Source organism: Sphingomonas liriopis (assembly GCF_024211255.1).
Classification (GTDB): domain Bacteria; phylum Pseudomonadota; class Alphaproteobacteria; order Sphingomonadales; family Sphingomonadaceae; genus Sphingomonas; species Sphingomonas liriopis.
Window position 1 is genome coordinate 35,010 of record NZ_JAMLDY010000023.1, and the last position, 19,954, is coordinate 54,963.

Below are 19,954 nucleotides of genomic sequence, written 5' to 3' on the forward strand. Positions count from 1 at the left end.
GCGGTCGCTCGCGTCAGTGCGTCATCGACAGCGCGAATGGGGCGGCGATCATCCATAGTGCCATCGCAACCATCATCAGGTTTTCGGTGAGCGATATGAATCCGAGCGGCACGTTGCTGTCGCCGCCCACGCAGGCGCATTTCAGCTCGCGCTTGTCGACATAGACGGCCTTGAACACCGACACCGCGCCGATCGTGCCGATGACAAGCGCAACCGGCACCGAGAGCCAGGTGAGCGCGCCAGCGGCCATCAACACGCCCGCCCCGCCTTCCGCGAACGGATAGACGTAGGAATAGGGCACCCAGCGTTTGGCGAGCAGATCATAGTTCAGGAACATCGACGAGAAGCCCTCGACGTTCTGGAGCTTGAGCATCGCCAGCACGCACATCGAGAAGGCGATGAACCATTCCCCGGCACGCACGGTGAAGGGCGTGCCCAGCACGGCGTAGCTGGCAGCCAACGCCATCAGCGCCGTCATCGCGAACACCGCGATCACCGGCCGATAGGTGACGGCCTTGGGATCGCGCACCGCCTTGCCGAAAAAGCGGCGCAGATCGTCATAGCCGCCCACCCGTTCGCCGGCGATGAAGGTCTGCGGCGTCGTCTTGACCCCGTGCTTCGCCTTGAAAGCATCGGTCTCCGCGCGTGTCGTCAGCCAGTGGTCGTCGACCGCATAGCCTTCGCGGCGCAGCAGATCCTTCGCCTTCAGCCCGAAGGGACAGGTGTGTTCGGGCATTACCATCCGGTAAATCGTCGCCTGTTTGGCGGGGGCGCTCGCCATGTCGCTTCTCCAGCTTGTTCGCCCCGCCTATATGGGGTCCGTACCATAGTCCGGAGTCAAGGCATGGCGGGCATGACGATTGCGGGGCTCGCGCGCGAAGGCGGCGTGGGGGTCGAGACCGTGCGCTATTATCAGCGCCGTGGGCTTCTCGACGAGCCCGAAAGACCGACCGGGGCTGGTACAGCCGGCGGTATCCGGCGCTACGGCACCGACGACGCGCGCCGGCTCCGCTTCATCCGCTCCGCCCAAGCGGCCGGGTTCACGCTCGAGCAGATCGGCGAGCTGCTGGCATTGGATGCGACCGACGATCGCGCGCGTGCGCGCCAGCTCGCCCATGAGCAGATTGCGGCGCTGGATGCGAAGATCGCCGAGCTTGAACAGGCGCGTGCTTCGCTCCGTCGGCTTGCGAGCGAGTGCGGCTCGGGATCGGCAGGACCGTGCCCAATCCTGACGGCGTTCGATTCACCCGCTGAGTGATCTTTGATTGCTCCTAGGCGGTCAGCAGGAAATCTCCGATCAGGCAAACAGATCGCCGATTGCACGCATACGGAAGGCGTTGATCCACCGACGTCGGCGATGCTCGCTGGCGTCGTGGCGCATGTGGCACCGCTGGCAGAGTGCAGCGAGGTTGCGCGGTCGGTTGTCGCCCGGATCATGGTTCAGATGCGCGCTAGCAAGGACCACGCGCGTAATCCGCACTTGTGATGGTGGATCAATGCCGACGAAGCCAGGTTGCGCGCGTAATAGGGCGTCCGGCGAAGGCAAGCGGCGAACGCCCCTGCCCTGTCCGTTGCGCCACCCGCTTATATCCTCATCCCACCAGACGCCATCGCCCAGATGCAGCACATGACGACCATGCGGGCGCTGACAATGTTCGCAGCGTCCTTTGGCGCGACCGAACCGGATGAAGGCAGATAGTTCACGCCAGTCGATCGGGTAGAGCCAGCGATGTTCACGCGCGATCGGCATGACGATTCTATGATTCAGTATCGTGGAGAACGAAAGCAGAAAACGGCGGTGATTCAACTTATCCATTACGGCTAGGTGACTAAGCGATTAGCTGACTTGGCCACTCAGGGGGAGGTGTCAAAACCGTCCGGTTATGACACCGGCTATCGTTCGCCGGCTGGGAAGTGACGGTAGAAGGTCGAGCGGCCGACTTGCAGCAGTTTGGCGACCTTGGCGGGGCTGTCGCCCGCCGCCAGCAGCTTGCGCGCAGTGTCGAGCATGTCTGGCGTCATCACCGATTTGCGACCCCCGCCGGTGCCACCCTTGGCACGCGCTGCCGCTAGACCGGCGATGGTCCGTTCTTTTATCAGCTCGCGCTCCATTTCCGCGACCGAGGCAAGGATATGGAACAGCAGCCGCCCCGATGGCGTGGACGTGTCGAACCCATCCGTCAGCGACCGGAAATCGACCTTGCGCGCCGAGAGGTCGGCCGCCAGTTCGATCAGGCCTTGGATCGAGCGGCCCAACCGATCGAGCTTCCAGATGACCAGCGTGTCGCCGGCCCGCACGAAATTGAGGGCCTCGATCAGGCCGGGCCGGTTCAGCTTCGCGCCGCTAACCTTGTCGGTGAACAGCTTTTCGCACCCGGCTCTGGTCAGCGCATCGGTTTGCAGCGCCAGGTCCTGATCGGACGTCGAGACACGCGCATAACCAACCAGCATGAGTCCCGTTATCCCAACTCGAACAGCGAATTTCGGGACTCATATTTTGGGAACATATTTTGGGAAAGCTCCGGCGTTCATTGGGCGCATTTTTATGATGGTCCGATCCGTCCCGTTGGAGGTTCCCAATCGGGAAGGCTGATAACCGGCTCACCCATGGAATAAACCCGGACGAGCGTCGTCTATGCTTTCAGGACTAATGCGCCGGAGGCTTATGCGTAGACGAAACTGGATGCTGGGTCTGACTGCTTCGGCCCTGTTTACGGGCGCAGCCGCGGCCGCCTCTGCCGATGGCTACGCCAGCATGGTGTCTGCCGCGATGGACCGGATGATGGCGGGCATGATGGTCAAGCCGTCCGGCGACGTCGACCGCGACTTCGTCGCGATGATGCTTCCGCATCATCAGGGTGCCATCGATATGGCGGTGGCGGAGCTGCGCTACGGCCATAACGAGCAGCTCAAGCGCATCGCGCAGGAAATCATCATCGATCAGCAGCAGGAGATCGCCGCCATGAAGCTGGCGATCGGCCAGCCGCTACCGCCTTCGACGCCAGCCCCGACGCAGGGCGGCGACCACCATAGCCCTATGGAGCACTGACATGATCCGGACCATCCTGCGCTCGGCCGCCTTGCTGATGAGCGCCGCACCGGGCCTCGCCATGGCCCAGCAGGCGCCGTGGAACGCTAAGGACATGCCCGTCAGCCACCGCGACCGCGTCTATGCGTCTGAACAATTCTCCAACACGGTGTCGGTGACCGACCCGGCCGACAACCGGCTGCTCGGCGTCATCAAACTCGGCGATCCCCAGCCGATGAACTTCTCCCCGCTCTACAAGGGACAGGTGCTGGTTCACGGCCTGGGCTTCTCGCCGGACGGGAAGACCTTGGCGGTCGTGTCGATCGGATCGAACGCCGTGTCGTGGATCGACACCGCCACCAACACCGTCAAACACACGACCTATGTCGGGCGCAGTCCGCACGAGGCGTTCTTCACGCCGGACGGCAAGGAGGTGTGGGTCACGGTCCGCGGCGAGGATTATATCGCCGTGCTCGACCCCACGACGTACAAGGAGACGGGGCGCATCAAGACGCCCGGTGGTCCGGGCATGACGATCTTCTCTCCCGATGGCCGGTACGGCTATGTCTGCTCTTCGTTCAATCCGGTGTTGGCTGTGTTCGATGTCGCGACCCACGCGCAGGTCGGACAGGTGGCGCAGCCAAGCCCCTTCTGCCCCAACATCGCCGCGACGCCGGACGGCAAGCAAGTGTGGTTTACGCTGAAGGACATCGGCAAGACGGTCGCATTCGATGCTCGGCCACCCTTCGCGATCCTGAAGGTGCTGGATACCGGGCCTATCACGAACCATGTCAATTTCGCCCGCACGGCCAAGGGGCAGTTCGCGTATGTGACGGTCGGCGGAGAGAATGTGGTCAAGGTGTTCCGCACGTCCGACTTCACGCCGGTGGCAACAATTCCGGTCGGCAAGATGCCGCACGGTGTTTGGCCATCGGGCGACGGCCGGCGCGTTTATGTCGGGCTAGAGAATTCCGATGAGCTGGCCGCGATCGACACTGCCGGCAACACGGTCGTCGCTACCGTGCCGGTCGGACAGGCACCGCAGGCGATCGCCTATGTGTCGAACGCAGTTCCGACAGGCCCCGGCACCGACAATCTCCAGCCGCTCGGCACAGCGGGCAAGGCGCTGCATCTGACCATGGGGCCGATTGGCGGCAAAGGTACGGCAAGCAGCATCACCCTCTTCGACCAGGGCATCATTCAGGTCGTGCAGAGTGCCGTTACCGGTTTGCAGCCCAAGAAGCCTTACATGCTCGTGCTGACCGCCAATGCGGACGGCAGCGGCGCTGTAGAGCCGCTTGCGAACTTCATGAGCAACCCGGCAGGTGCGGCGATCGTCAACGCATCGGGTCCGATCCGCCAGATCGTTCAGGGCAGCACCGTGACACCCCGGCGCTTTCTGGCGGTTGCGGAGGTGGTGAACGGCGCGCCGGGGCGCATCGTGCAGGTGCAGCGCGACTGAGATGGACCCGCTTGCCGCCGCGATCGAACCGCTGATCCCCGGGCTGCGCCGCTATGCCCGGTCGTGGTTGCGCGACCGGGTGATGGCGGATGACGTGGTGCAGGATTGCCTGGAGCGCGCGGTCGGGCGCTGGCGACAGCGACGGGGTGCGGAGGTCCGCCGGTGGGTCTATGCGATCCTGCACAATTTGTTGGTCGATCATCAGCGGCAGCATAGCCGGCGAGGTACGGCGGTTCCGCTCCACCTCGTGGACGACGCCGCGTTCGGCCGCCCGGCCGATCAGGACACAGGCCTGCACCACCGCGACCTGCTGCGCGCGCTTGATGCGTTGCCTGAAGAACAGCGAACGGTGCTGCTCCTGGTCTCGGTCGAGGGCCTGCCCTATGCGGAGGTCGCTGCCGTAGTCGGCGTGCCGCTGGGCACGGTAATGTCGCGCATATCGCGGGGGCGCGACCGTCTGGCGACCCTCCTCCGGGAGGGTGAACGGCCGCGATTGAGGAGCGTGCAATGACCAGCCCGATCGGCGAGGACGATCTGGCCGCGTGGATCGATGGCAGGCTGTCGCCCGAGCGGCAGCGCCTGGTCGACGCCTATCTTGAAGGCCAGCCGGACGTGCATGCCCGTGTGCGAGAGCAGGCGGAGCAGGCGCGAGCCCTTGCATCCCTGTTCGCCCCCGTCGCGGATGAACCGATCCCGGCGACGATGCGCGTGGCAGCGATCAGGGGACGGCAACGGCAACCGCGTTGGCAGCTCGCCATCGCCGCGTCACTTCTGCTGGCGTTGGGGTTTGGCGGTGGCTGGTCGAGCGCGCGGTGGAGCGGCGAACCCCGCGCGGGCATCGCGGCGCTGGCCAACGAGGCGAGTGATAATTTCCGTGTCTATGCCGCCGACCGAATCCGACCGGCGGAGATCGGCCCCGACCAGCGCGCCATGCTGATCCGATGGACCTCCGCTCGATTGGGTGAGCGCGTCACGATCCCGGACCTCAGCACGGCCGGCTATCGCTATGGCGGGGGGCGACTGGTCGCGACGCCCCACGGCCCTGCGGCACTGCTCCTCTACGACGGACCGCAAGCGTCGAAACTTGCGGTGCTGACGAGGCCCATGCAGATCGACAAGACCGCGAGCATGACCAGCACGTCCAGCGGGACCATGGGCCGGGTCACATGGGCGGTCGACGGGATCGGCTATAGTGTGGTGGGCGAGCGACCCGCGGCCGAACTGCATCCGATCGCCGATGAAGTCCGGCGTCAGGCAGATGCCGCGCTTGTGTCCTGATAGCGCCTTGCCGCCTCCCGGCGCCGACGGGCACCGGGCGGTCCAGCGCGATCACGGCTTGCGCTCGACATCCTTCCTGTCGGTCTCGGCCGGCGTCAGACGGGCTCGCTCGCGGATGCGGCGTTCCAGCGGCGCGCCGACGAACAGGACGAGCATTGCAAGGCTCACCCCGCCGATGATGAGCGGCCACACCGCCAACCCTGCTGCCGCGCCGATCGTGGCTGTCACCCAGATGCACGCGGCGGTCGCCAATCCATGCACTTCCTGACCCTGGCCGACCCGCAGCACCGCACCGGCACCGATGAAGCCGACGCCGGACAGAATGCCCTGCATCGCCCGTCCTGCGGCATCGGCGTTCACGTTCGGCAAGCCACTATGCACGATCGCCTGAACGGCGATGCAACTCGCCAGACCGACCAGACCCAGCGTCCGCAGGCCCATGATCTGCCGGTTCTCACGCGAGCGTTCCCAGCCGAGCACCATCCCGGCCGCGGTCGCCACCACCAGCCGGCCAATCGCATCGATCCAGAAAGCGACGTCCGGTGCCGCTGATGCTTCGATCATTCGACCAGCACGTGAACGTGATGCCAGGCGGTGCACAGATAGCCGGCGAAGTTCCACATCGTATCCGGCCGCTCGGGCTGTCCCTGCCCGGTCTCGTCGAAGGCACGGGCGACAAGGTGCTGGCGTCCCTTGGCGAGTGTGGCGTCAAGGATCCAGCGCCGCCAGCCCCAGCGCGTCTCCGGATCATCGGCGAAGGTCGCCTGTTGCCAGTCGCGACCGCCGTTCACCGACACTTCGATCCGAGAAATACGGCGGTCATAGGCAATGGCATATCCCTCAATCCGCACCTCTCCGGCGGCCAAACTCTCGCCCGCACCGGGCGAGCAGATCGCGGCGTTGAGCGGCATGGCATTGATCGTCAGACCCTGGCTCCAGTCGACGGTGTCGCTCGTCACAGCGGCGGGGAAGAGCTTGTAGTCGTGCGCCTGGATCGGTGCCTCGGAGGGCGTTTCACGCACCTCGATCCGTGTCAGCCATTTGGCACTGCGGACCCCGGCATAGCCAGGCACCACCATGCGGAGCGGGGCGCCATGTTCGGGCGTCAGCGGCTCGCCATTCATCGCCCAGGCGAGGAGTACGTCGGGCTCCCGCGCCTTGCTCATGGCGATCGATACCCCGAACAAGGCTTCTTCACCCTCCACGTCCACCTCGTCCGCGCCGGTGAACGCCACGAACAGCTCGGACGCATCGGGCGCGCCGACCGCATCGAGAACATCGGACAAACGTACGCCGGTCCACTCCGCATTGCCGATCGCGCCTACGTCCCAGGGATCGCCCGACGTCTTGCCGACCTGCTGGAGGTCCGTGCGCCGGTTACCCGCGCATTGGAGCACGGCTGTCACCGAGTGCGCGGAAAACGTAGCTTTCAGTTCTTCCACCGAGAAGGAGCGGCTCGCCATGCCCCTCCCGCTCACCTCGATCCGATGATTGGCGGGCAGATCCGGCACTGGCCCGTGGCTGCGCACGTAGAACAGCGCCTGCGGCGTCAGGAACCGCTCGATCAACGCACCGGGCGTCGGCTCGGCATTGTAGGGATCAGAACTGCGCTCGATCATATCGGTCATGGACGATCAAACGTCGCGGACACGCGTAACGCTTCAAGTCTTCGAGACCATCGCAGACGAAAGGCTGCCGACCATTCCGATATCCAGATTGGAATGACCATATCAAACGGTTGGTCGTATCGATCTAAGTACACGATATATGCTGCATGACCCTGGAGCAGCTCAGAATCTTCGTCGGTGTCGCCGAGCGAGAACACGTCACCAAGGCAGCGGAAGCGCTGAACGTCACGCAGTCCGCTGCCTCCGGCGCGGTCGCGGCCCTCGAAGCGCGCTACGGGGTTCCTCTGTTTCACCGCGTTGGGCGTGGCATCCAGCTGACCGAAGCAGGCCGAGGCTTTCTGGAGGAAGCGCGCGCGGTGCTGGGGCGGGCAGCCCATGCCGAGACGATGTTGGCGGACTATGCCGGGCTTGCGCGTGGTTCGTTGCGGATCGTCGCCAGCCAGACGATCGCGAGCTACTGGTTGCCGGCAAAGCTCGCCGCCTTCCACGAACGCCACCCGCAGATTGCGGTCGAGCTGGCGATCGACAACACCGAGGGCGCGGCAGCGCAGGTCCTGAGCGGCGCGGCGGAGCTCGGTTTCGTCGAGGGCGAGGTGGACGAACCGGCGCTCGCCCACTGGAATGTCGGGTATGACCCGATGGTGCTGGTCGGCCGCGAGGACGCCGGGCGCGTCGACGACGAGGACTGGCTTCGCGCTGCACGCTGGATCGTCCGTGAGCAGGGATCGGGTACGCGCTCGACCTTCGAGGACGTGCTGCGAACGCGCGGGTTTGATCCGGCCCAGCTGACGATCGCGATGACGCTGCCGTCCAACGAGGCGGTGCGCACCGCCGTTGAGGCCGGTGCCGGCGTTGCCGTCTTGTCGCGGTTGGTCGTCGCGCGCGCGCTCAAGGCCGGCGATCTGGTCGAGCTGCCGCTCGGGCTGCCCGACCGCGCCTTTCACGCGCTGCGCCACAAGGAACGCTATCGCACCCGCGCGGCCGACGCGCTGACGGATCTTATCAAGGAGCAGGTCGCATGACTGCCGACACGCACTCCGTTCTCAGCGGCCTCAAGCCGCTCAGCCGGCTCGATCACCCCCGCGAGATGATCCGCCAGTTCACGCCCAACTGGTTCGCCGCGACGATGGGCACGGGCATCCTCGCGCTCGCACTGCCGCAGGTACCCGGCATTGGACCCTCGCTGAAGCCATTCGGCGAGGTGTTGTGGTTCTTCAACATCGCACTCTTCGCGCTGTTCGCCGGCCTCTATGGCGCGCGCTGGGTGATGTTCGGGCATGAGGCGCGGCGCATCTTCGGGCACAACACCGTGTCAATGTTCATCGGGACCATCCCGATGGGGCTGGCGACAATCATCAACGGCTGCCTCGCCTTCGGCATCGCGCGGTTCGGGAATGGCATCGTGCCGGTCGCGCAGGTCTTGTGGTGGATCGACGTCGCCATGTCGCTCGCCTGCGGCGTACTGATCCCGTACCTGATGTTCACCCGCCACGAGCATAGCCTGGACGGCATGACCGCGGTATGGCTGCTGCCGGTCGTCGCTGCCGAAGTGGCGGGTGCCAGCGGCGGGCTGCTCGCGCCGCATCTGGCCGATCCCCACGCGCAGCTAGTCACGCTTGCGACCTCCTATGTGCTGTGGGCCTATTCGGTGCCGGTCGCGTTTGGCATCCTCGCCATCCTCATCCTGCGCATGGCACTCCATAAGTTGCCGCATGAAAGCATGGCGGCATCCTCCTGGCTGGCGCTGGGGCCGATCGGCACGGGTGCTCTGGGCATGCTGGTGCTCGGGGCAGATGCGCCGGCGATCCTCGCGGCGCACGGGTTGGCCGATGTCGGTAGCGTCGCTCAAGGGATCGGCGTTGTCGCCGGACTCTGCCTGTGGGGTTTCGGCCTGTGGTGGCTGGCGCTCGCGACGCTTATCACCATCCGCTACTGGCGCGCTGGTGTGCCGTTCAACCTGGGCTGGTGGGGCTATACCTTTCCGCTCGGCGTCTACACCGTCGCCACCTTCCGCCTCGGCACGACGCTGAACCTCGGCTTCTTCGGCATAGCTGGCACGGTGCTGACAGTCGCGCTTGCGGCGATGTGGCTGCTGGTCGGTGCCAAGACGCTGGCTGGCGCATGGCGGGGCAACCTGTTCGTCTCGCCCTGCATCGCCACCCCGAACTGATCCGCCGTGGTGATCGGATCAGTCGGTTCGATCACTTGCAGAACGCCCCTTCGATCCGCCAGCGTGGCTGGCCACAGGAGAGCCTTGTCATGGACAATTTCGACGCCGGGCTGGCGAGTGAGACCAGCCGTCGCCGCTTTCTTAGGCATGCCGCGCTCGGCAGCGCCGGCCTTGCCGCAGCACCTGCGCTGGCACAGCAGCTCGTCGACCTGAAGCTGCCTGGCGGCAATGCCGAACGGCCGATGACCAGCGCCTTTCCCGGCAAGGGCAGCATGATCCTCCAGCGTGTCCATCCGCCTTTGCTGGAAACGCCGATGGACGTGTTCGACAAGTCGGTGTTCACGCCCAACGACCAGTTCTTCGTCCGCTGGCACTGGGCCGACATCCCGACCTCGATCGATGTCGAGACTTTCCGCCTCAACGTCTTCGGCCACGTCAACCGGCCGCTGTCGATCAGCCTCGCTCAGCTGCTGCGCCTTCCACGGGTCGAAATGGCGGCGGTCAATCAGTGCTCGGGCAACAGTCGCGGGCTATTCCAGCCGCGGGTCGCCGGTGCCCAATGGGGCAACGGCGCGATGGGCAACGCCAAATGGCTCGGTGTGCGGCTACGCGACGTGCTCGACCTCGCGGGGGTCAAGGCAGGCGCGGTACAGGTGCGCTTCGGCGCGCTCGATCAGCCGGTCGTGGCGGGCGCCCCTGACTTCGAGAAGGCGCTCGACATCGACCATGCCCGCGACGGAGAGGTGATGATCGCATTCGGCATGAACGGCGAGCAGCTGCCGTTCCTCAACGGCTTTCCCTGCCGGCTGATCGTGCCGGGGTGGTATTCGACCTATTGGGTCAAGATGCTGAACTCGATCGAGGTGCTACCCGGTCCTGACGACCAGTATTGGATGGCCAAGGCCTACAAGATCCCCGCGACACCCGGCGCGAATGTCGCGCCCGGCGCCAAGGACTTCCCGACTGTCCCCATCAACCGGATGATCCCGCGCAGCTGGATGACCAGCCTGCCCGATGGCCAGGCGATCGCCTATGAGGCGTCGATTCCGGTCGGCGGCATCGCCATGGGCGGCGACTGCGGTGTCGCCAAGGTCGATGTATCGTCGGATGGTGGCCGCACCTGGTATAAGACGATGCTCGGCGCGGACGAGGGCAGGTACAGCTTTCGGCGCTGGGACGGGCGCGTGCCGCTCCGACGCGGCCCCAACCCGATCATGGCGCGCTGCTGGAACACCAACGGGGTCGCCCAGCCGATTAAGCCGATCTGGAACCCAGGCGGGTTCATGCGCGGCAACATTGAAACCACCACCATCATCGCGGCCTGAGGAGCGAGGAAATCATGAAGACTCCGTCTCCCGGCGTGCTGGCCGCTGGCCTGATCGGCCTGACCGGCATCATCCTCGTCTCGATCGGCGCGCCGAGCAGCCGCAAGGCGCCCGTTCCGATCTCCGAGACGTCTGAGCCGGCACCGGCTGCCAGCGTGTCAGCGCGCGGCTTCTCGCTTGCCTCGACCAGCGTCGACCTGCCGGCCGACGACGCGACCTACCCCGACGGTCCGCACGCCGACGTCATCAATGCCAACTGCACCTCGTGTCACTCAGCCAGCATGGCGCTGACCCAGCCTGCGCTATCGGCGGAACAGTGGAAGGCGACCGTCACCAAGATGCGTGAGGTGTACAAGGCGCCGGTGGCCGAGAAGGACGTTGACGCGATCGTTGCTTATCTCACCGCTATGCCGAGCCAGAAGGCGGCACCCGCAACCGGCAAGGCGCAGGATCCCGACCCCAAGGCGGCTCCCGATGGCTCAGGTGGAACCGGCTAAGCGAGCCTCCGCCACAATCCCAAAATACCATCCCAATGGGAATGCCCTGACCGCTCGCTGGCCGTTCCCAATCGAAAAGTCGGGTTGGTACCCTCGCCAGCTTGCACCTCTACTTATCAATCAGACGTATCTCGGCCCCCTGAATGCGGCTAAGACTATGAGGGATAGGGAAGTCCGGGGGGACGGCCAGGCTATTGAAAGGGCGGGGTGTTGTCGCAAAGTCAGGCTGCGCGCCGTGCGGGCGCGCTGAAGGAGTTGGCGGTACTCGACACGCCCGAAGAGCAGGCGTTCGACGATATCGTGTTCATCGCGTCGCGCACCTGCGACACACCGATCGCGCTCATCAGCCTGCTCGATGACGATCGACAGTGGTTCAAGGCGCGTGTGGGCCTCGACGTACGTCAGACCGACATTGCCCAATCGGTGTGCCAGATCGATGTCGACGAAGCCGACATGCTGGTCATCGCCGATTTGACGCGCGATCCCCGCACCGCGGCGAATCCACTGGTCACGGGCGAGCGGGCGTTCCGCTTCTATGCCGGCGTACCGCTGGTCCTTCGCTCAGGGGTGGTCGTCGGGCGACTCTGCGTAATTGACACGAAGCCGCGGCCTGAAGGCCTGACCCAGGAACAAATGACGCTGTTGCGTGCGCTTGGCCGTCAGGTTTCCGATCAGCTCGATCTTCGGCGTGCTGCACAGGTCAGCGCGCGGCTGCTGGAGCTGCAAACGGCACTGATAGAAATCAGCGAGCGCATTCGCGCCAGCGACGAGGCGGTCGAGATGACCTCTGCGGCGGCTGCCGTTGTCGGTCGCGTCCTTGGGGTGCAGCGGGCGAGTTTCGGCCTGGTCGATCCCGAGGTGGAGATCGTCGATGTGGAGGCCGACTGGACCGCGCCGGGCATCGCCAGCATCGCCGGTCGTCACCGCTTCGACGATTACGGCGCGCTGCGCGCCGATCTGGTGGCGGGCGAACCGCTGGTTATCGAAGACGTGGCGACTGATCGCCGCACCTCGGCCAATACCGCCGCAATGTACGCGCTCGACATCGGCGCACTGGTCAACATGCCGGTGCGGGAACGCGGACGCACGGTTGCCATCTTCATCGTCAACGCGTCCCGGCCGCGGCTCTGGACAGCCGACGAGCTCTTGTTCCTGCGCAGCGTCGCGGACCGACTGGAGGCCGGTGTCGCCCGCCTGCGTGCCGAACAGCAGCAAGGCGTCCTTAACGGCGAGATCAACCACCGGCTCAAGAACATGCTGTCGATGGTCCAGGCGATCGCCAGCCAGACATTGCGCACCGTTTCCGAGCGCGCACCGGTCGAGAGCTTCGAGCGCCGACTGGTCGCGCTGAGTGCGGCGCACGACGTGCTGCTTCAGAAGAGCTGGAAGGACGCGGACCTGCGGACTGTTGCCAAAGCCGTGGTCGAGACGGTCGGCTTCAGTGAGCGGATGACTCTGGATGGCCCCTCGGTGCCGCTTGGCGCGCGTGCCGCCCTGTCCTTTTCGCTCGTCGTTCACGAGCTGATGACGAATGCGTGCAAATATGGCGCGCTCTGTGTGGAGGGCGGGCATGTCGAACTTACATGGGCCATCGAGGACAACGACCTTATCGTTCGTTGGCGCGAGCGCGGCGGACCTCCTGTTGTCTCGCCGAGCCGAAAAGGCTTCGGCTCCCGGCTGATACGGCTTGGTCTGACCGGAACGGGCGGTACCGAGCTCCGTTATGAACCCAATGGATTCGAGGCTGACCTGCGCGCCTCCGTCGAGCACTTGGCCCAGGCGTAGCACGAACCTATGACAATTGCTTCTCACGAACCCGTGCCGATCGTCCTCGTTGTCGAAGACGAGCCACTGCTGCGGCTGTTCGCGGTACAGGTGGTCGAGGACGCTGGCTACGAACCGCTGGAAGCGGCGAACGCCGCTGAGGCCATCGCGATTCTGGAGAGCAGGCCGGACATCAGGATCGTCTTTACCGACATCGACATGCCGGGCGGCCTAGACGGCATAAAGCTGGCCGCGTGCATCCGCGACCGCTGGCCACCCATCAAGATCATCATCACGTCAGGAAAGCCCTTGCCGCCGCGTACCGTCATGCCGGCGGAGACGGTGTTCTTTCCCAAACCCTACCGACAGGATCGCGTGATCGCTTCGCTCCATCAGATGGCTGCATAAGGCTTTCGCCGAAGAGCTTCCGTGACACCTGCCTTGGTGACGGTTCTCCCGATTTACCATCCCAATCGGGACGGTGTCGGAGCCGTCCGGTTGTGACACTAACCCCCCGCCCCAGCTTTTCCGCGGGTTTACAGGTGTCAGAACCCCGTGTCAGAAAGCAGGCATGGAAATCGGCTATGCGCCCGTGTCCCGCGGCGACACCCAGGACCTCGCTCCGCAGCTTCGTGCGCTAACCGATGCCGGGTGCGATCCGATCTATCGGGAGGAAGCATCGGGTGGCCATGCCGACCGCCGAGAGCTGGCGCGCGCGATCGGCGCATTGACGCCCGGCGACGTGCTGGTGGTGTGGAAGCTCGACCGGCTGTCCCGATCCCTTCGCGACCTCCTGTTCACGCTGGAGGCGATCACCGCGGCCGGCGCCGGCTTCCGGTCGCTGACCGAGGCGATCGACACCACCACCGCGCCGGGCCGGTTGATGACGCAGATGCTTGGCGCGTTCGCCGAGTTCGAGCGCGCGATGATCCGCGAGCGTACCATGAGCGGGCTGGCCCACGCGCGTAGCGCCGGCCGCCATCTTGGACGCCGGCCGAGCCTTACCGGCCAGCAGCGCGCCGAGATCATTGCCAGGGCGGAAGCAGGCCAAGGCTCCCCTGCCCAGCTCGCCAGCCTGTTCCGCGTGTCGCGCTCGACCGTGCAACGCGTGCTACGTGCGCATCGCGAGCGGTTGATCGAACCAAGTAAAAAAGCCTGAGACAGGTGAACCGGCTTGCATTGTGTATTACACCGCAATACGAGAACATACAAGGTACGCCGGAGAGCCTGATGGCAGATGATGTGGTCGTGACGGTACGAGTGCCAAAAACGCTAGTCCAGCGGGCACGTCAGGTAGCCGATAGTCGGGACGAAACTATGAGCCAAGTCATCCGGCGAAGCTTGCGCGGCTATGTCGGCCGTGCGCCAAAATCTATCGAAAATGAGGACGCAGCCTAATGTCACAACCTAAGCGCAAGGCGTCCACAAAGTCACCGACTTACAGCCCGGCGGGAATGGATCTGTTGGACGTCGCCGGCGGCGGTGGCTTCAAGACCGTGCTGGCGGATCCGCCATGGCAGTTTCAAAATCGCACCGGGAAGGTCGCGCCCGAGCATCGCCGGCTCAATCGCTATGAGACGATGACGCTGGACGACATTTGTGCGTTACCGGTTTCGGAGTGTGTTGCCCCAACAGCACACCTTTATTTATGGGTTCCTAATGCTCTACTACCGGACGGGCTACGCGTGCTGCGCGAATGGGGGTTCGAGTACAAATCCAACATTGTCTGGCGGAAGATCCGCAAGGACGGCGGGTCCGACGGGCGGGGTGTCGGTTTCTATTTCCGCAACGTCACCGAGCTGATCCTGTTTGGCGTGCGGGGTAAGAACGCTCGCACGCTCGATCCCGGCCGAACCCAGGTGAACTATCTGGAAAGCCGCAAGCGGGAGCACAGCCGTAAACCCGATGAGCAATATCCGCTTATCGAAGAGTGCAGCCCTGGCCCCTTCCTAGAAATGTTCTCACGCGGAACGCGCCCGGATTGGACTGTGTGGGGCAACCAGGCTGACGAGGAATATACCCCGTCGTGGCCGACCTACGCCCATCATTCTAAGGCTGAGTTACCGGTGGCAGCGGAGTAGGCTCCGCGAGGATCTCCTGCTCCTCCTCACCCTCAGCAATAGCGCCCACATCCAGATGCTCATCAAAGGTGACGATGGTGCTGGGCAGGCCAATGAGGAGGAGCGGACATGGGTTGCCTACGCCGCGATGGACACGATCCTCAAGCTTGCGCCAGTGGGTCGTGGCCGCTCCATATTTGTCTTTCACAAAGCTCAGTGACCAAGCGTCAGCAAATGTCGCACCGCCCGCCCGCATCCGGCGTGCAACATCGGCTTTTTGTCGGGGTGTAGGCGTTAGACCCAAAGACCCGAGATCTTCGCCCGATTCCAGGCCTCGCTCTGTCGCGAAACGGCGTACAAGCTGCACCATATCATCCTGTAGGCTCGATCCCCTCGTGACGATCACGCCAACGCTGATCGCTCCCTCCGCGTGCAGGCGCTTGAAGTTTTCTAAGTCGCGATCAAAGAACGGATCTTTGTTGTTCCACTCGATCTCAAGCGCGATGACCCGGCCATCCGGGAAAGTTCGAACATGATCGACCTCGTGAGATATCGATTCTCTTTGCACCCCGTTGATGCGCTTCTCGATCGTGAAATTGACCTTGTGCCAGCCCAACTCGGCCAGTGCGCGCCGTAAGCGCTGCGTCCCCTTGGTTTCGCCGCCGCCCGAACCGATAATTTCTTCGATCGGGATGGACAGCGCGCCTAGCGCTGCCCCCAGCTCACCGATCGCGTCGGGAAAATCGACGCTTAGGATTGCCGTCGCGTGGCTGTGAAACTCGATTTGGAAGCCGCGTTCGGCCAGATCTTCAAACATGCTCACCCAATAGCGCCTAGCGGCGCTTCTGCCGATTCCGATCTGTCCAGGTGGCATGGATTGCCTCTCAGAAGCGAGATCCGTATGCCTGCGAACACCATCTCGCGGTATGCGAGGTGTTAGGGGATAATCGACACCGGATGGCTGCTGGCGAGCAGGACTGGAAGCCGGGTAGCTTCACCAAAAACTTTAGCTGGGGCCCCCCCGCTAATGGGTTGCTGGAGCTGTATGAAAGTATTCGGATCGGGTTCGATGGTCGGATGGAAGACGTTCCGCGCGAGGTTTTCCGCCAACGCGTCTCTCAGTCTGGCCATTCCGAATATATTCCGATCAACTTCTTTCTCTTTAACAAGAGCAAGAATGGTATCGATCACCTAGTTGCGGATGAGCTGGTATTTCAAGCCCTTACTGCTCCACACACTATCAACTTCGATAAGCTTGCTCTTTTTGCCTTGAATTTTAGCTATGTTGGCCGATGGACGGGAGCTGATGCCGCACAGCGGCGTCCGGCGCTTTGGGCAAATAAATACATTTCGGAGAGAGTGGCACGTGAGTTCGGTTGGAGTACCAAACGCATATCGGCAAACGATATTGAACAGTTTGTAGAGACGAATCCGAGATATAAAGCAAAGTCTGCGCGTAAATTATCCACAAATCTTAATTATATATATGAAATCGGACATCTTTCTGATTTTTCTAGTAGACGTGTTGAGCTGTGGTGGGTTGACGCCCTGTTTCTTGCCCTAGACCGTCTTATTGAAGACCGAGAACTTGATGGAGAGCAGATAGAACCAGAGCGATATGGATCGCTTTTGACGAGGTCTAGCTTCGCTCAGGTCGCCGGAGCGCGAAGCCTCGAAAAGGATCTCGCGACTAAGCACCTAGTAATGCTCTATTCCGCTTGCGGTGGCCGAGAACGGTTTTCTGATGAGCATGTCCGAGAGCGAACCGAGCTAACGATCCCCGATGTTCAGTGGTTCGCGGCTAACGACAATCGGCCCCAGGGGGCGGTACATCCGTCAAATCCTCGCATATTGAAGACGATCCCGCGAGCTTGCGCGATGCTCGCAAAATACGCTGGGTTTGACGTCATAGATGCGGATGAGTTGGAAGCGTTCGATTTGCAAGGCTTTATACGAGTCCATACCCAACGTGCCTTGACCCGCCTCAAAGATGCGAACGTCACGCCGACAATGTCCGTCGAGGAATTGATGAGGCTCACAAGAGACAAATGACAACGTTTCTCGACACAAGCGCGATCTTGTCGGCGATCAATCATGGCGAAACGCATCATGCGTGGTCTGTTGCTAAAATCGAAGAGCGGCGAGCTGAAGGCCCCCTGGTCATCGCCGATATCGTATATAGCGAATTAGCGGCCGGTATGAAATCGCGAGAAGAAACAGATGCTGCTATTGCCGAGTGGGCGCTCGAACGGCTTCGTAATAGTGACGATGCCTTATTTAAGGCCGGGCAAGCGTATAAAACATACAAGCAAAAGAAGCGCGGTCCCGATGACCCGGTGAAGACAAATGTACTTCCAGACTTCTTAATTGGAGCGTTAGCAGAGGTTGAGGGGGTCCCCTTAGTAACTACCAATCAGGACGACTTTTTGAAATACTTTCCAGGGCTTGAAGTAATACATCCGTAGCAATTGGTCCGCGTCCGTCCAGGACCGCGCTCTATCTCCGCTGCGCTCCGACCGAGCCGCCTGTGGCGTCTCGTCCCTGCGGGTGACGATCGCTCGCGGGGGGGCGGCAAGCCACCCTGATGCCGCCGGCGGTGCCGGCGACGTTCGTTCAACAGGAGGGAAAGGGGAGCGCTGCCCCCCTCTCCCAGCAACGGCAATCAGCCGGGCCGTGGCTCGCTTCGCTGCGCCCGCACCACCCCGGCAGATTCCCGCTGCCCCCTCACCCCCCGCTGTTCGCCACGAGGCAGGGCCGATGGCCGAGGGCCATCGCCCAAGAGCGATGTGAGGAAGGAAGACGGGACATGGACCACGACAATCGCGAGAGCTGGCTGAACCGGGTGGCGATCGGCATGGCACCGTTGTTTGCGGCGCTGGGCGTCCCCCTGCCCTCCCGTGTGCGTGTCGCGATCGGCTTCACCAGCCGGGGCGCGCGGGGCCGTGCGATCGGCGAGTGCTGGGACAACCGTTGCAGCGGTGACGGCCATTTTGAAATCTTTATCCGGCCGGACCTGGCGCATGACCCCGATGCGATGCCGGCGCAGATCGCAGCGATCCTCGCGCGCGAGCTGGTTCACGCCGCAGTGGGTATTCCCGCCGGGCATGGGAAAGCGTTTAAACGGGTTGCGGTGGGCCTGGGGTTGATCGGTCGGATGACCGCCACGACGCCGGGCGATGCCTTCCTCTCCACGGTTGCGCCCATTCTCGCGGCAGCAGGCCCCCTTCCCCATGCCCGGCTTGACACCGGCGGCGAGACGACGCGCCCGAAGAAGCAGGCGACGCGGTTGCTCAAATGCGAGTGCGGGACGTGTGGCTATACCGTCAGGACCGCGCGCAAGTGGCTCGAGACGGCCGGCGCACCGCTATGCCCGGTCGAGGGGCATGGGTCTATGCACCATGATCCGCTTGACACTGACGGCGATGATTCGAAGCCGTAACGCTTCCCTTCCACGTCGTATATAAGTATACAAGTATAGTTCTATACCGCAGGAGTGCAGCATGAAGGTTCTAGCCATCCTGTCCCAGAAAGGCGGCGTCGGAAAAACGACGCTGGCGACGTGCCTCGCCGTAGCGGCCGAGCAGGCGGGCAAGGAAGCCGCGATCATCGACCTGGACCCGCAGGCGACAGCATCGTTCTGGAAAGACGTGCGCCAGCTCGATACGCCGGCCGTCGCTTCGATCCAGCCGGTGCGGCTCGCGGCAATGCTCAAGGCGTGTGCCGACGCCGGCACAGACCTTGTGGTGATCGACGGCGCGGCCGTTGCGCGCGATGTTGCCTACGAGGCTGCGCGGCACGCCGACTTTATCCTCGTACCGACGAAGACGGCGGTGTTCGACACCATGAGCATGACGCACACGCTCGACGTGGTGCGGCAGCTCGATCGCGCCTTCGCCGTCGTGCTGACATTCGTCCCGCCGCAAGGACAGGAGACGGGTGACGCGATGAAGGCGGTCGAGGAGCTGGGCGCGGCGGTCTGTCCGGTGACGATCGGCAACCGCAAGGCGTTCTTCCGCGCTCAGGCTGCTGGCCAGGCAGTGCAGGAGTTCGAGCCTAACGGCCCCGCCGCAGCAGAAATCAAACGTCTATACGAGTATACTGCTATACGTCTATACGATGAGGTGGAGGCGGCGTAATGGCGAAGGGCAATACACTTCAGGCGATGCTTGATCGGGCCAAGGCCGGCGGCGACGCGCCGGCAACGCCCGCCCCGTCCGTCGTGCCAACGGCAACCCCCGCCAAACCCGCGCAGGCGGGACGGCAAGGGACCAAACTGATCGGTGGACATTTCGCCCCAGAGGTCAGCACGCAGCTCCGCATCCTCGCCGCCGAGGAGGGGACTACTGTGCAGAGTCTGTTGGGCGAGGCGCTGGACGACCTGTTTGTGAAGAAGGGACGCAGCCGGGCAAGTCGGCGGGTATAGGCGTATACAGCTATACTAGTAGCAGGTTGTATGATCGAGACGCTGAACACGGTCGCGCTGTTTGTGGGATACGGCGCGATAGGATGGGGCGTTCTGTGGTTGCTCGATCAACGACGGAAGGAAAGGTGGAGCGGGACGCTTCGGGACATTGATCGCGATAACGCCGAACGCTGGCAACGCTTCAAGGAAAGCGACCCCCAAGGCTGGGCCGATGCGGAACGGATGTGGGAGGGACGGAAGGCGCGCAACGAAAGCCGCCGAGCCCAGATCGCACGCCTTCAAAACGAGATGGAGGATGAGCGGTAGCGCAGTGTCGATA

At 63.5% G+C, this 19,954-nt stretch carries 25 protein-coding genes; 19 read left to right on the plus strand and 6 right to left on the minus strand.

Annotated elements, in window-relative coordinates:
- Positions 1–13 precede the first annotated feature (13 nt).
- On the minus strand, positions 14–781 hold the full coding sequence (locus tag M9979_RS15580; RefSeq protein ID WP_254290278.1) for a glutaredoxin: 768 nt from the start codon (positions 779–781) through the stop codon (positions 14–16).
- A 72-nt stretch (positions 782–853) separates the two neighbouring features.
- On the opposite strand from M9979_RS15580, the gene M9979_RS15585 reads away from it, so the two are divergent.
- Entirely contained in the window at positions 854–1,258 is a 405-nt protein-coding gene (locus M9979_RS15585) for a MerR family transcriptional regulator (protein ID WP_479725612.1), read from the plus strand.
- 39 nt (positions 1,259–1,297) lie between these two features.
- Here M9979_RS15585 and M9979_RS15590 read toward each other — a convergent pair whose 3' ends face one another.
- Both M9979_RS15590 and M9979_RS15595 read right to left on the minus strand, forming a co-directional pair.
- Positions 1,298–1,816 (minus strand): hypothetical protein, encoded by a 519-nt coding sequence (locus tag M9979_RS15590; RefSeq protein ID WP_254290280.1) that lies wholly within the window; start codon positions 1,814–1,816, stop codon positions 1,298–1,300.
- A gap of 77 nt (positions 1,817–1,893) precedes the next feature.
- Positions 1,894–2,451 carry a recombinase family protein gene (locus tag M9979_RS15595; protein WP_254290281.1) on the minus strand — a complete coding sequence of 186 codons (558 nt, stop codon included), beginning with the start codon at positions 2,449–2,451 and terminating at the stop codon, positions 1,894–1,896.
- 232 nt (positions 2,452–2,683) lie between these two features.
- Between M9979_RS15595 and M9979_RS15600 the strand changes: the two genes are divergently transcribed.
- Genes M9979_RS15600 through M9979_RS15615 form a run of 4 tightly spaced genes read left to right on the plus strand, consistent with a single transcriptional unit; the run spans position 2,684 to position 5,768 of the window.
- A complete protein-coding gene (locus tag M9979_RS15600) occupies positions 2,684–3,049 on the plus strand; it encodes a DUF305 domain-containing protein (protein ID WP_254290282.1) in 366 nt (121 codons plus the stop codon).
- Between the two features lies 1 nt (position 3,050).
- Positions 3,051–4,490: a YncE family protein gene (locus M9979_RS15605; protein WP_254290283.1), complete on the plus strand. Its 1,440-nt coding sequence runs from the start codon at positions 3,051–3,053 to the stop codon at positions 4,488–4,490.
- 1 nt (position 4,491) lies between these two features.
- Positions 4,492–5,001 carry an RNA polymerase sigma factor gene (locus M9979_RS15610; protein ID WP_254290284.1) on the plus strand — a complete coding sequence of 170 codons (510 nt, stop codon included), beginning with the start codon at positions 4,492–4,494 and terminating at the stop codon, positions 4,999–5,001.
- Positions 4,998–5,768: an anti-sigma factor family protein gene (locus M9979_RS15615; RefSeq protein ID WP_007406229.1), complete on the plus strand. Its 771-nt coding sequence runs from the start codon at positions 4,998–5,000 to the stop codon at positions 5,766–5,768. Before M9979_RS15610 ends, M9979_RS15615 begins: the two co-directional genes overlap by 4 nt.
- Positions 5,769–5,819: 51 nt before the next feature.
- Here the strand turns inward: M9979_RS15615 and M9979_RS15620 are convergent, their stop codons facing one another.
- Together M9979_RS15620 and M9979_RS15625 are read right to left on the minus strand one after the other, a co-directional pair.
- Positions 5,820–6,332, minus strand: coding sequence for an MgtC/SapB family protein (locus tag M9979_RS15620; protein WP_007406274.1), 513 nt, complete (start codon positions 6,330–6,332; stop codon positions 5,820–5,822).
- The gene (locus M9979_RS15625; protein ID WP_254290285.1) at positions 6,329–7,396 is read right to left on the minus strand and encodes a molybdopterin-dependent oxidoreductase; all 1,068 of its coding nucleotides are present in this window, start codon (positions 7,394–7,396) and stop codon (positions 6,329–6,331) included. The genes M9979_RS15620 and M9979_RS15625 overlap by 4 nt, the downstream gene beginning before the upstream one ends.
- 146 nt (positions 7,397–7,542) lie before the next feature.
- Here M9979_RS15625 and M9979_RS15630 point away from each other — a divergent pair, with 146 nt between their 5' ends.
- From M9979_RS15630 to M9979_RS15665, 8 genes are all read left to right on the plus strand, one after another.
- Positions 7,543–8,418, plus strand: a complete 876-nt coding sequence (locus M9979_RS15630; RefSeq protein ID WP_254290286.1) for a LysR family transcriptional regulator — start codon at positions 7,543–7,545, stop codon at positions 8,416–8,418.
- Complete coding sequence (locus M9979_RS15635; RefSeq protein ID WP_093008091.1) at positions 8,415–9,566, plus strand: TDT family transporter; 1,152 nt, start codon at positions 8,415–8,417, stop codon at positions 9,564–9,566. The genes M9979_RS15630 and M9979_RS15635 overlap by 4 nt, the downstream gene beginning before the upstream one ends.
- Positions 9,567–9,655: 89 nt before the next feature.
- The gene (locus M9979_RS15640) at positions 9,656–10,891 is read left to right on the plus strand and encodes a molybdopterin-dependent oxidoreductase (RefSeq protein ID WP_254290287.1); all 1,236 of its coding nucleotides are present in this window, start codon (positions 9,656–9,658) and stop codon (positions 10,889–10,891) included.
- Between the two features lie 14 nt (positions 10,892–10,905).
- The gene (locus M9979_RS15645) at positions 10,906–11,388 is read left to right on the plus strand and encodes a c-type cytochrome (protein ID WP_254290288.1); all 483 of its coding nucleotides are present in this window, start codon (positions 10,906–10,908) and stop codon (positions 11,386–11,388) included.
- A gap of 255 nt (positions 11,389–11,643) precedes the next feature.
- On the plus strand, positions 11,644–13,173 hold the full coding sequence (locus tag M9979_RS15650) for a sensor histidine kinase (protein WP_254290289.1): 1,530 nt from the start codon (positions 11,644–11,646) through the stop codon (positions 13,171–13,173).
- A 33-nt stretch (positions 13,174–13,206) separates the two neighbouring features.
- Positions 13,207–13,560 (plus strand): response regulator, encoded by a 354-nt coding sequence (locus tag M9979_RS15655; RefSeq protein WP_254290290.1) that lies wholly within the window; start codon positions 13,207–13,209, stop codon positions 13,558–13,560.
- A 163-nt stretch (positions 13,561–13,723) separates the two neighbouring features.
- Entirely contained in the window at positions 13,724–14,311 is a 588-nt protein-coding gene (locus tag M9979_RS15660; RefSeq protein ID WP_254290291.1) for a recombinase family protein, read from the plus strand.
- A gap of 295 nt (positions 14,312–14,606) precedes the next feature.
- Positions 14,607–15,233: an MT-A70 family methyltransferase gene (locus M9979_RS15665; protein WP_254290292.1), complete on the plus strand. Its 627-nt coding sequence runs from the start codon at positions 14,607–14,609 to the stop codon at positions 15,231–15,233.
- Here M9979_RS15665 and M9979_RS15670 read toward each other — a convergent pair.
- Positions 15,202–16,029 carry a BglII/BstYI family type II restriction endonuclease gene (locus M9979_RS15670; RefSeq protein WP_254290293.1) on the minus strand — a complete coding sequence of 276 codons (828 nt, stop codon included), beginning with the start codon at positions 16,027–16,029 and terminating at the stop codon, positions 15,202–15,204. The two genes, M9979_RS15665 and M9979_RS15670, sit on opposite strands and share 32 nt — an antisense overlap.
- Before the next feature lie 140 nt (positions 16,030–16,169).
- Here M9979_RS15670 and M9979_RS15675 point away from each other — a divergent pair, with 140 nt between their 5' ends.
- The 6 genes from M9979_RS15675 to M9979_RS15700 all read left to right on the plus strand — a co-directional run bounded on the left by M9979_RS15675 (position 16,170) and on the right by M9979_RS15700 (position 19,941).
- Positions 16,170–17,264 (plus strand): hypothetical protein, encoded by a 1,095-nt coding sequence (locus M9979_RS15675; RefSeq protein WP_254290294.1) that lies wholly within the window; start codon positions 16,170–16,172, stop codon positions 17,262–17,264.
- A complete protein-coding gene (locus M9979_RS15680) occupies positions 17,261–17,677 on the plus strand; it encodes a type II toxin-antitoxin system VapC family toxin (RefSeq protein ID WP_254290295.1) in 417 nt (138 codons plus the stop codon). Before M9979_RS15675 ends, M9979_RS15680 begins: the two co-directional genes overlap by 4 nt.
- 341 nt (positions 17,678–18,018) lie before the next feature.
- Positions 18,019–18,651, plus strand: a complete 633-nt coding sequence (locus M9979_RS15685; protein WP_254290296.1) for a transcription elongation protein SprT — start codon at positions 18,019–18,021, stop codon at positions 18,649–18,651.
- Positions 18,652–18,712: 61 nt separating this feature from the next.
- Positions 18,713–19,348: a nucleotide-binding protein gene (locus M9979_RS15690; RefSeq protein ID WP_254290297.1), complete on the plus strand. Its 636-nt coding sequence runs from the start codon at positions 18,713–18,715 to the stop codon at positions 19,346–19,348.
- Positions 19,348–19,635, plus strand: a complete 288-nt coding sequence (locus M9979_RS15695; RefSeq protein ID WP_211280109.1) for a ribbon-helix-helix domain-containing protein — start codon at positions 19,348–19,350, stop codon at positions 19,633–19,635. Before M9979_RS15690 ends, M9979_RS15695 begins: the two co-directional genes overlap by 1 nt.
- A gap of 30 nt (positions 19,636–19,665) precedes the next feature.
- A complete protein-coding gene (locus M9979_RS15700; protein WP_254290298.1) occupies positions 19,666–19,941 on the plus strand; it encodes a hypothetical protein in 276 nt (91 codons plus the stop codon).
- Positions 19,942–19,954 lie beyond the last annotated feature (13 nt).

Excerpts from the sequence above, each read along its gene's own strand:
- M9979_RS15665 (WP_254290292.1), top strand. The coding sequence starts at position 14,607 with ATGGATCTGTTGGACGTCGCCGGCGGCGGTGGCTTCAAGACCGTGCTG.
- M9979_RS15600 (WP_254290282.1), top strand. The coding sequence starts at position 2,684 with ATGCTGGGTCTGACTGCTTCGGCCCTGTTTACGGGCGCAGCCGCGGCC.
- M9979_RS15675 (WP_254290294.1), top strand. The coding sequence starts at position 16,170 with ATGGCTGCTGGCGAGCAGGACTGGAAGCCGGGTAGCTTCACCAAAAAC.
- M9979_RS15670 (WP_254290293.1), bottom strand. The coding sequence starts at position 16,029 with ATGTTTGAAGATCTGGCCGAACGCGGCTTCCAAATCGAGTTTCACAGC.
- M9979_RS15615 (WP_007406229.1), top strand. The coding sequence starts at position 4,998 with ATGACCAGCCCGATCGGCGAGGACGATCTGGCCGCGTGGATCGATGGC.
- M9979_RS15690 (WP_254290297.1), top strand. The coding sequence starts at position 18,713 with ATGAAGGTTCTAGCCATCCTGTCCCAGAAAGGCGGCGTCGGAAAAACG.
- M9979_RS15585 (WP_479725612.1), top strand. The coding sequence starts at position 854 with ATGACGATTGCGGGGCTCGCGCGCGAAGGCGGCGTGGGGGTCGAGACC.
- M9979_RS15660 (WP_254290291.1), top strand. The coding sequence starts at position 13,724 with ATGGAAATCGGCTATGCGCCCGTGTCCCGCGGCGACACCCAGGACCTC.
- M9979_RS15625 (WP_254290285.1), bottom strand. The coding sequence starts at position 7,396 with ATGACCGATATGATCGAGCGCAGTTCTGATCCCTACAATGCCGAGCCG.
- M9979_RS15580 (WP_254290278.1), bottom strand. The coding sequence starts at position 781 with ATGGCGAGCGCCCCCGCCAAACAGGCGACGATTTACCGGATGGTAATG.
- M9979_RS15700 (WP_254290298.1), top strand. The coding sequence starts at position 19,666 with ATGATCGAGACGCTGAACACGGTCGCGCTGTTTGTGGGATACGGCGCG.
- M9979_RS15645 (WP_254290288.1), top strand. The coding sequence starts at position 10,906 with ATGAAGACTCCGTCTCCCGGCGTGCTGGCCGCTGGCCTGATCGGCCTG.
- M9979_RS15590 (WP_254290280.1), bottom strand. The coding sequence starts at position 1,816 with ATGGATAAGTTGAATCACCGCCGTTTTCTGCTTTCGTTCTCCACGATA.
- M9979_RS15680 (WP_254290295.1), top strand. The coding sequence starts at position 17,261 with ATGACAACGTTTCTCGACACAAGCGCGATCTTGTCGGCGATCAATCAT.
- M9979_RS15635 (WP_093008091.1), top strand. The coding sequence starts at position 8,415 with ATGACTGCCGACACGCACTCCGTTCTCAGCGGCCTCAAGCCGCTCAGC.
- M9979_RS15605 (WP_254290283.1), top strand. The coding sequence starts at position 3,051 with ATGATCCGGACCATCCTGCGCTCGGCCGCCTTGCTGATGAGCGCCGCA.
- M9979_RS15685 (WP_254290296.1), top strand. The coding sequence starts at position 18,019 with ATGGACCACGACAATCGCGAGAGCTGGCTGAACCGGGTGGCGATCGGC.
- M9979_RS15695 (WP_211280109.1), top strand. The coding sequence starts at position 19,348 with ATGGCGAAGGGCAATACACTTCAGGCGATGCTTGATCGGGCCAAGGCC.
- M9979_RS15640 (WP_254290287.1), top strand. The coding sequence starts at position 9,656 with ATGGACAATTTCGACGCCGGGCTGGCGAGTGAGACCAGCCGTCGCCGC.
- M9979_RS15630 (WP_254290286.1), top strand. The coding sequence starts at position 7,543 with ATGACCCTGGAGCAGCTCAGAATCTTCGTCGGTGTCGCCGAGCGAGAA.
- M9979_RS15620 (WP_007406274.1), bottom strand. The coding sequence starts at position 6,332 with ATGATCGAAGCATCAGCGGCACCGGACGTCGCTTTCTGGATCGATGCG.
- M9979_RS15610 (WP_254290284.1), top strand. The coding sequence starts at position 4,492 with ATGGACCCGCTTGCCGCCGCGATCGAACCGCTGATCCCCGGGCTGCGC.
- M9979_RS15595 (WP_254290281.1), bottom strand. The coding sequence starts at position 2,451 with ATGCTGGTTGGTTATGCGCGTGTCTCGACGTCCGATCAGGACCTGGCG.